Here is a 7,082-nt window from a genome sequence, read left to right on the forward strand (position 1 = left end):
AACAACGCGAGAATACACTTCATCAGCTTCACCCTCAAGTTCTAAGTAATGTCTTTCAAGAATAGAACGCTTGACACGGCTCTGAATGTAGTTTATCACGTGATCCTTCACGCCCTTTCTTGAAAGAAAAGTTGCATGCCACTTCCTGATTGTTGAAGCATTCACCCTGCCATATGCTAAGCGCTTTCTTATTGTTGCCTCTTTTATCCTGACGGATCGTATCTCTTCAACGAGTTCTGCTGGCATATAGATGAAAATCGCCGCCTTATTGCCATGCCTTTCCAAGAGGGCATATTTTGCCACGTTAGGAAAGTTTGGGAGAATTATTAGGCGTTCCGGCTCGAACTGTGTCAGCATCTTGTGAACTGCCCTCAGTCTAGCTCCGCTGAACACCAGAATCTTGAAGAAAAGCTGAGTGTCCTCGTCAGAATGCTTTTTATGATACTCCCAAGCCTCTAATAACTCCTCAGTTGAAATCCTAACTTCACTTTCTTTTGTTGGTTTGATGGGTATTGATTCCTTCAACTCTTCAGCTAATATTGGATCGATAATCTTCCTGCTCTTCAAGAACGTTACAAATTTTCTGAGAGCTTTGCATAGGTGGCGTTTATAGTTCTCCTTGGCAAGGGCTTTTTCAAGTTCACCAACCGAATGTGGGCCGTATTTGTCAAAGAACTTCTTCAATGCTCTTGCATATTCGCGTGCCGTTTCTTCCGAGAGTCTTCCAGCCTTTACTTGTGATGAGAGCCATTCCTCAAACTGCTCTTTGAGAGAGACCCACATTCCACTAAAATCTTCCGCCTTCCAAGCCGGTAACCCGGGTTCGAATCCCGGCCACCGCACCATCAAAATATTCTTCCTAGTGATGTTCTGCTTAATAACCAACCAAATCTATCATAATATTCTGTCAGTGACTACAAGAGTGCTCATCATATCGATAGCGTTGGGATAAGGAGAATGCTTATGCTAAAACTACACCATTGTCAAGTCATGGTTATCCTAACAGCATCATTATATTCTTCAGAAAGTTTATATACATCTATGGAGGTTACCCATAATGGGGTGTGTCCACAAATGTTGTTCAATGTCCAACCAAAAACATCAATTGATGAACTATTTGGACGGAGAGCAGAGTATCTAACCTTTCTCGATGCTATTGAGAAGAAAAGGAATTTCTTCATAATTACCGGGCCGAGAAGGATAGGGAAGACAAGTTTTCTTTATGCTACTCTCAATGAACTTCATAAAGAGTATGGGGTTCCCTACGCAGTTATAGATGCTCGGGCAGCTACTTCCCTGAATTCAAAATATCCCCAGAGAATAATCGCCGAGGGTTTACACAAAGCTATTCTTGGAAAAGGCTTTGTTGGTGGGATAATTTCAAAGGTAAGAGGCATTAAACTTAGTGGGATTGAATTTGAACTTCACGGAAAACCTCCTAACATAACAGAGGTTCTAAGTACTATAAATGAATCAAACGACCTTGTTATTATTGCATTTGATGAGGCTCAATATCTCAGATTCTCAAACGAAGATCTTACGCGGCTTTTCGCTTGGATTCTTGATACCTTACACAATATAGTGCTCGTTTTTACAGGCTCCCAGGTTGGTGTGCTGGAAAACTTTCTCCGCATTGATGATGGCAATGCTCCGCTCTTTGGAAGATATGAAGTTCGAATATCACTACCGCGCTTCAATCCTTCCGAAAGTCTGGAATTTTTGAGGCGGGGCTTTGAGGAATATGGGAGTAGTATGGATGAGAGGGAGCTTCTCCCAGTGGTCAATACACTCGATGGAGTTCCAGGATGGCTTGTGCATTATGGTGCTCACAGGATTGATGGTCTTACCAACGAGGAGGCCATTGAGCAGGTTCTCAAAAAGGCTATGATTTATGTGGAGACAGAATTCAAGGAGCTTGATAGGCTCTCTCCAAGGTACAGGAAAATAATGAGGACTGTAGCAAGATTAAGCGAAGGTGGGAGTTATGCAAGGTGGGAAGCTATAAGAGACAGCCTCGGCGGCAGGGTGGATGAGAAATCTATGAGGAGGTATCTCTCAAAACTTGTGGATTATGGGTTTCTTGAAACTATAGGCTACGGAAAATATAGAATACCCGATCCAGTGCTTTACAGGGTATTTCGAAGGCTTTGAATAGGCTTAGCCAATAATCAGGGTTCGAATCCCGGCCACCGCACCACTTTTACTGGATTAAGATTTTTAGAAGCGTTAGAATTCCTATTATAATGAAAACAACTCTAAGCCTTTTGCTGCCCATCTTTAGGGCACTTTTAGCTCCCAGCCATGAGCCTGCTACAACGGGGATCAGAATGAGCCACATCATGGAGTAGTCTACACTCCCCTGTAATCCATAGTTAACGGCAGCTATCGCGTTATTTAGGAAGATTACCATTTTCGCAGTCCCATTTGCTTTTAGCATGTCGAGCCTGAAGAATACTTTCAAAGCAGATATAACAATTAAAGTGGAGGCAATCCCGAGGATTCCAATATAAATTCCTATGAGCAACCCTATTATTGAAATCTCTATCCTGCTTTTTCTTTTAGGTTCTTCTCCAAAATCCGAGCTGAATCTTATTGTAAAATATATCCCCACCAGTAGGAGTGCAGCAGCCACAAAATTTGCCAGTTCTCGAGAAAGGCATAGGAAAAAGGAGCTCCCAAGAAATGCACCAAAAATTGAGGAGATCGTTAAAAGTGGTGCGAGCTTAACGTCGAGCACCCCGCCCTTAAAGTAAGTGAGTGTAGATACGAAGGTTAAAGCTGCTATGACAACCTTCAGAGTTCCAGTCGCCTCTTTTATGGGAAGCCCGGCGAAAGTGAGAATTGAAAAGATTATCATGCTTCCCCCGCTCATCATGGAACCTATGAATCCCCCTCCAAAGGAGAGAAGTGCTATAAGGAGTGTCTTCATAGTTCATACTATGCTCCGGATATTTAATGCTTTTCCGCTAATGTTATATTATCCTGTGCAGAATTAATTTTGCGATGATGAGTGAATCCAATACTGATCGGTGAAGAAGACGAAAGGCTGAGCGTGATGTTGATGATACTCATTACCGGAAAAAGCTATGAGAATATTTTGGAGAGCAAAAATGATGAGAAAATCCTTTTTCCCGAGTATGGAAAGAACAGAAATGAGCTAAAAGCATTTGTATCATCCCTTAAAGGGGATGAGATAGTAGTTACCTCGAGTCTTGAACTTGTGGATCTTATACTCGAACGATTCAAAAGGGGTGAAGAAAACTTTTTGATTTATTCTGACACAGGAGAGTCTCTGACGTTTAAGGAAGCCTACGAGTTGAGGAAATATCTCGATTTTGACTTAAGGGGGGCGGAATCTAAATCTTGGAAGAGAGTTAGCGTGATCTTCGTGGAGGGAAAAACGGACTCAAAATTCTTCAAAGCAGCGTATAAAAAGCTTTTTGGTTTTAAAGATGCACGGAGAGACATTCCCGATAATCTGAAGCTCATGGAAAGACTTTTTGAAAGGGATAACTATGAGCTCATAGTTAAAGACGGAGCCTATATCGCGATTATTCCCAGCGAGGGGAACTCGGGGGTCATAAGAAATCTAGGGAACCTCCTTAGGGCCATGGAAGTTTTTGAGTTTGCCGTTGATAAGATAGGGGTTGCAATGGACATAGATGAGAGTGAGGAGAGAGTCATTGATTCCATAAGGGGAAAGCTTTCTTCCTTTGAATATTCAACAGAAGGTGAAAACTTTAGGGTGGGAGATGTCACGGTTGTTCCTCTTCTAATTGGGGCGAGGATAGAACTTGGTCCCTGCATAGAATGGGAAAAGCCAGCCGTCGAGGATTTCATGCTTGCAATCCTTGAAGGTGATAGGACGTTTAAAAAGCTCGAGAGAGCGATAAACATACTCTGCGTTGATTTAAGGAGAAAACTCAAGCCCAAAGAGGTTATTTATCTGGCGATGGCTTCAAAGAAGTTCTGGGGCAATCTCGAGGGCTTTTACGAGATGAGCATAATGAGAACTCCAAAGTGGAAGGTGGAGAAAGTCCTGAAAAGTGAAGGAATTTATAGAAAAATGACAGCACTACTCCCATGACGATGTCATAAATACCAAATCCTATCCGTACCATGTCTTTCCATCTCAGGGTCGCTCAGGATCTATCATGTCAAAGGAGTTCTGCGCTAGATCAATAATCAGCAGTTTGTTTATCAAGGGTTCTCCACATTGGGTTATTATCTTCACAACTTCAGCTGCTTCCTCCACATGGCACTTACAATAAAAGATGAAAAGTTCTCTTACCTTACGAAGGCCTAGCGGGAAGATGTCACTTCTTCCCCATTTTCAGCCAGGCTCCAAGCCCCGTCTGTTTCATTCTTTGATATTCCAGATCCTTCTCTTTATATCCAAAGGCTTCGAGGATTCTAAGCACCGCCGGAAGAACCTGATTGTGAATATAGTAATCGGGGTCATATTTGTGTCGGCTGGAATCGTACTCATCGAACAGGATTACCCTGTCGCTTATCTTTTTGCTCCCTTTTAAAACCACATAGCTTATTATGGTGCCGGGTTTTACCTTAATGCCCCTCGCCTGAAGACGCTTTGCTATCGCCACATGGGGCCCTGTGGCTTTGTAATCCTTTAACTCACGTGTAATCTGCTCGTGGATTATAAGTTTCTCCACGGGCACGCGGTAGTTGGCGAGATCCTCGACGACTTTCTTTACGATTCCCGCTGCCTTTTCAATGCTACCTTCCCGTAGAATGACCTCCAAAACTTTTGCCTGGGTCTCTTTGGCTATCTCGCTCCAATCTCTCCTCACAACTTCAAGCCCTCTAGTGGTTATGTGTCCATCTTCATCAATGAGGGCATACTTCTTCTTGGTCACAAAGAAGCCCCTTAAATAGAAGCCTTCGTATTCAAGCTCAAGCATTCCGGGGAGCTTTTCATTTATGTGCTTCAAGAATTTCTTAGCCTTGCTCTTGATAGTTTCTGGTTTTTCATTTGGAATTGTGGCAAAAAATCCATCCGTGTCGGCATAGAGCACCTTAAATCCAAATTTCTCCGCCTCTTTAATTGTCGTTTCTATGTAGTGCCTCCCCCATGCTGTGACGCTTTCGGCGCACTCCTTTGAATACCACCTTGCCTTTGGATAACCCTGGTAGCCGTAATATGAATTTGCCAGAATCTTCAAAGCCCGCTGCCTGTAATCGAGCATTTTCTTCTCAATCGGGTCAATTGTGGCTTTCATCTTCCTCTTGACCTTCTGTCTGGTTTCTATGAGATCCTCCAGAATGCTTGGAATGAAGCCTTTAAAGTCCTTACAGAAACGATAGCCAACTATAGGCGCCACATCGTAGTTTTTGCACTCCTTTTCAAGCGTATCCGGAGAAACATTGTGCGTGACGATTATGGAGGGGTATAATGAGCGAAAATCTAAGTACGCTATGCTCTCCCACAATCCCTTTTCAGGCTCCTTAACATAACCGCCTATGTATGAGCTCCTCATTCTCCTTTGATATTCTTCACCGCCGGGCTTATTGGGTGCGAGTTCATTCCTTTCGTAGGCAACCCTCAGAAGATACCACTCCACGAGATTGCCCGTGCTTGATCTCGAAACATCCCATACGCTCTGCCCTATGAGTTTGGCGAGCTCCACTTCCATCGGGAAGAACTCCCTGCCGAGCTCATATGTAGCCCTCGCATCCTCCATGGAGTACTGCGCGACTCTCTTAAGTCCCTCCTCGCTCTTCCATGCTTCTGCTATCTCCTCGGCGTATACTTTCTCCTTCTTTTTCCCAAAAACTGCTTCATAGACGGCTTCAAGTGTATATGTAGGCAATCTTATGGTATGTCTTACAACAGGGTATAAATCGAGGTGTATTCTCCCCTTGACTTCAACAGCAAAACGATCACCCATTCTCTGGATTTTTGGCTCACTGCCATCTCTCCCAATCGTAAACTTCAATCCAAGCTTCTCACACCTTTTTTTGATATATGCGAAATCAAAGTTGTCCCCATTATATGTAAGAAGAACATCAGGATCCTTTTCCCTTAAAACCTGCAGAAATCTCTTTATGGCTTCTCTCTCTGTGGAAACCACTTCTACGTAGGGAAGATCTATTTTCTTCCATGTAATTACCTTGGCGCCACTCTCATCAGCGTAGCTTATCATCAAAATTTCGCCCTCTGCAAACTCATCCCCTTCATGATAAAAGGTTTCGATATCAAATGCGAGAAGCTTCAGCTCCTCCCCACCTTCCATTGGAACCAAACCTTTATCGATAAGATAGCGCTTTGCGAAGGGAATATCATACTCAAAAATGCCCCTGACTTTTGGATGGCTCCTTATAGCGTCTCTAATTGCAGGGACATCCTGAGGATGCTCGAAAACAAGTTTCCAGACTTCTATGGGTTCTCCTAGGAATTTCTTTTTAACTTTCTCCACCCGTATAATTCTAACTTTTTTTCCGTGCCTCTCACCGGTTATCTTTTTGATGTCCTCAATTGATTCATCATCCTCTAAGAGGGCATATATGTATGGCTCAAAATTCCTGTCATACTCGATTTTGAATTCTCCCTTTTCCTTCTTAAAAATCCTAATAACGGGCTTTCCATTTTCTGTTATATAATCTGTATCGAGTATCATCCCTCACACCAGAAGAATTTATGGCTCTAGAACCTAATAAACCTTAACTCTATTAAAAAGGAAAAGAGAAAATCATGTTATCTCGGATATAGCTGCCTTTAAAAGCTCAACAGCGGCTTTTTCATTTAAATATGCTCTTCTGACATCACTTACTCTTGGAAGTGCGTGAATGTTCACCCAAATTCTGGCTCTTATCTCTTCCAAATCATCCATTCTCCACCCATGCTTCATGTATTCCACAGCACTGTTATGGAGTTCTGCGTCACCGTACAATGCGAATGCAGAACCGCCCAAACTAACTAAGAACAAATGAAGAGTATAAACTCATCAAAATTACTTTTTTCTTTTGAAAGCCTTGCCCTTCAAGGTCAATTGAAGAAAATTAAATAGAGAGAAGAACTCAAAGATGGGCAATGGGTGTTTCAGCACCGCAAGCCTCACATT

At 42.8% G+C, this 7,082-nt stretch carries 7 protein-coding genes; 2 read left to right on the top strand and 5 right to left on the bottom strand.

The window, feature by feature from the left end:
* Nucleotides 1–846, bottom strand: an 846-nt coding sequence (locus ACXJGZ_RS09095; RefSeq protein ID WP_456399103.1) for an integrase, incomplete at its 3' end; no start/stop codon positions are given.
* A gap of 117 nt (nucleotides 847–963) precedes the next feature.
* On the opposite strand from ACXJGZ_RS09095, the gene ACXJGZ_RS09100 reads away from it, so the two are divergent.
* Nucleotides 964–2,151 carry an AAA family ATPase gene (locus tag ACXJGZ_RS09100; RefSeq protein ID WP_456399105.1) on the top strand — a complete coding sequence of 396 codons (1,188 nt, stop codon included), beginning with the start codon at nucleotides 964–966 and terminating at the stop codon, nucleotides 2,149–2,151.
* A gap of 49 nt (nucleotides 2,152–2,200) precedes the next feature.
* Here the strand turns inward: ACXJGZ_RS09100 and ACXJGZ_RS09105 are convergent, their stop codons facing one another.
* Nucleotides 2,201–2,929 carry a sulfite exporter TauE/SafE family protein gene (locus ACXJGZ_RS09105; RefSeq protein WP_456326484.1) on the bottom strand — a complete coding sequence of 243 codons (729 nt, stop codon included), beginning with the start codon at nucleotides 2,927–2,929 and terminating at the stop codon, nucleotides 2,201–2,203.
* 126 nt (nucleotides 2,930–3,055) lie between these two features.
* Here ACXJGZ_RS09105 and ACXJGZ_RS09110 point away from each other — a divergent pair, with 126 nt between their 5' ends.
* Nucleotides 3,056–4,087 (top strand): DUF3226 domain-containing protein, encoded by a 1,032-nt coding sequence (locus ACXJGZ_RS09110; RefSeq protein ID WP_456399107.1) that lies wholly within the window; start codon nucleotides 3,056–3,058, stop codon nucleotides 4,085–4,087.
* 45 nt (nucleotides 4,088–4,132) lie between these two features.
* On the opposite strand, the gene ACXJGZ_RS09115 is transcribed toward ACXJGZ_RS09110, so the two are convergent.
* The 3 genes from ACXJGZ_RS09115 to ACXJGZ_RS09125 all read right to left on the bottom strand — a co-directional run bounded on the left by ACXJGZ_RS09115 (nucleotide 4,133) and on the right by ACXJGZ_RS09125 (nucleotide 6,932).
* Complete coding sequence (locus ACXJGZ_RS09115; RefSeq protein ID WP_456326486.1) at nucleotides 4,133–4,255, bottom strand: hypothetical protein; 123 nt, start codon at nucleotides 4,253–4,255, stop codon at nucleotides 4,133–4,135.
* Between the two features lie 61 nt (nucleotides 4,256–4,316).
* A complete protein-coding gene (locus tag ACXJGZ_RS09120; protein ID WP_456399110.1) occupies nucleotides 4,317–6,638 on the bottom strand; it encodes a DNA-directed DNA polymerase in 2,322 nt (773 codons plus the stop codon).
* 72 nt (nucleotides 6,639–6,710) lie between these two features.
* Complete coding sequence (locus tag ACXJGZ_RS09125; RefSeq protein ID WP_456399112.1) at nucleotides 6,711–6,932, bottom strand: hypothetical protein; 222 nt, start codon at nucleotides 6,930–6,932, stop codon at nucleotides 6,711–6,713.
* Nucleotides 6,933–7,082 lie beyond the last annotated feature (150 nt).

It is taken from the genome of Palaeococcus sp. (in: euryarchaeotes) (assembly GCF_053987695.1).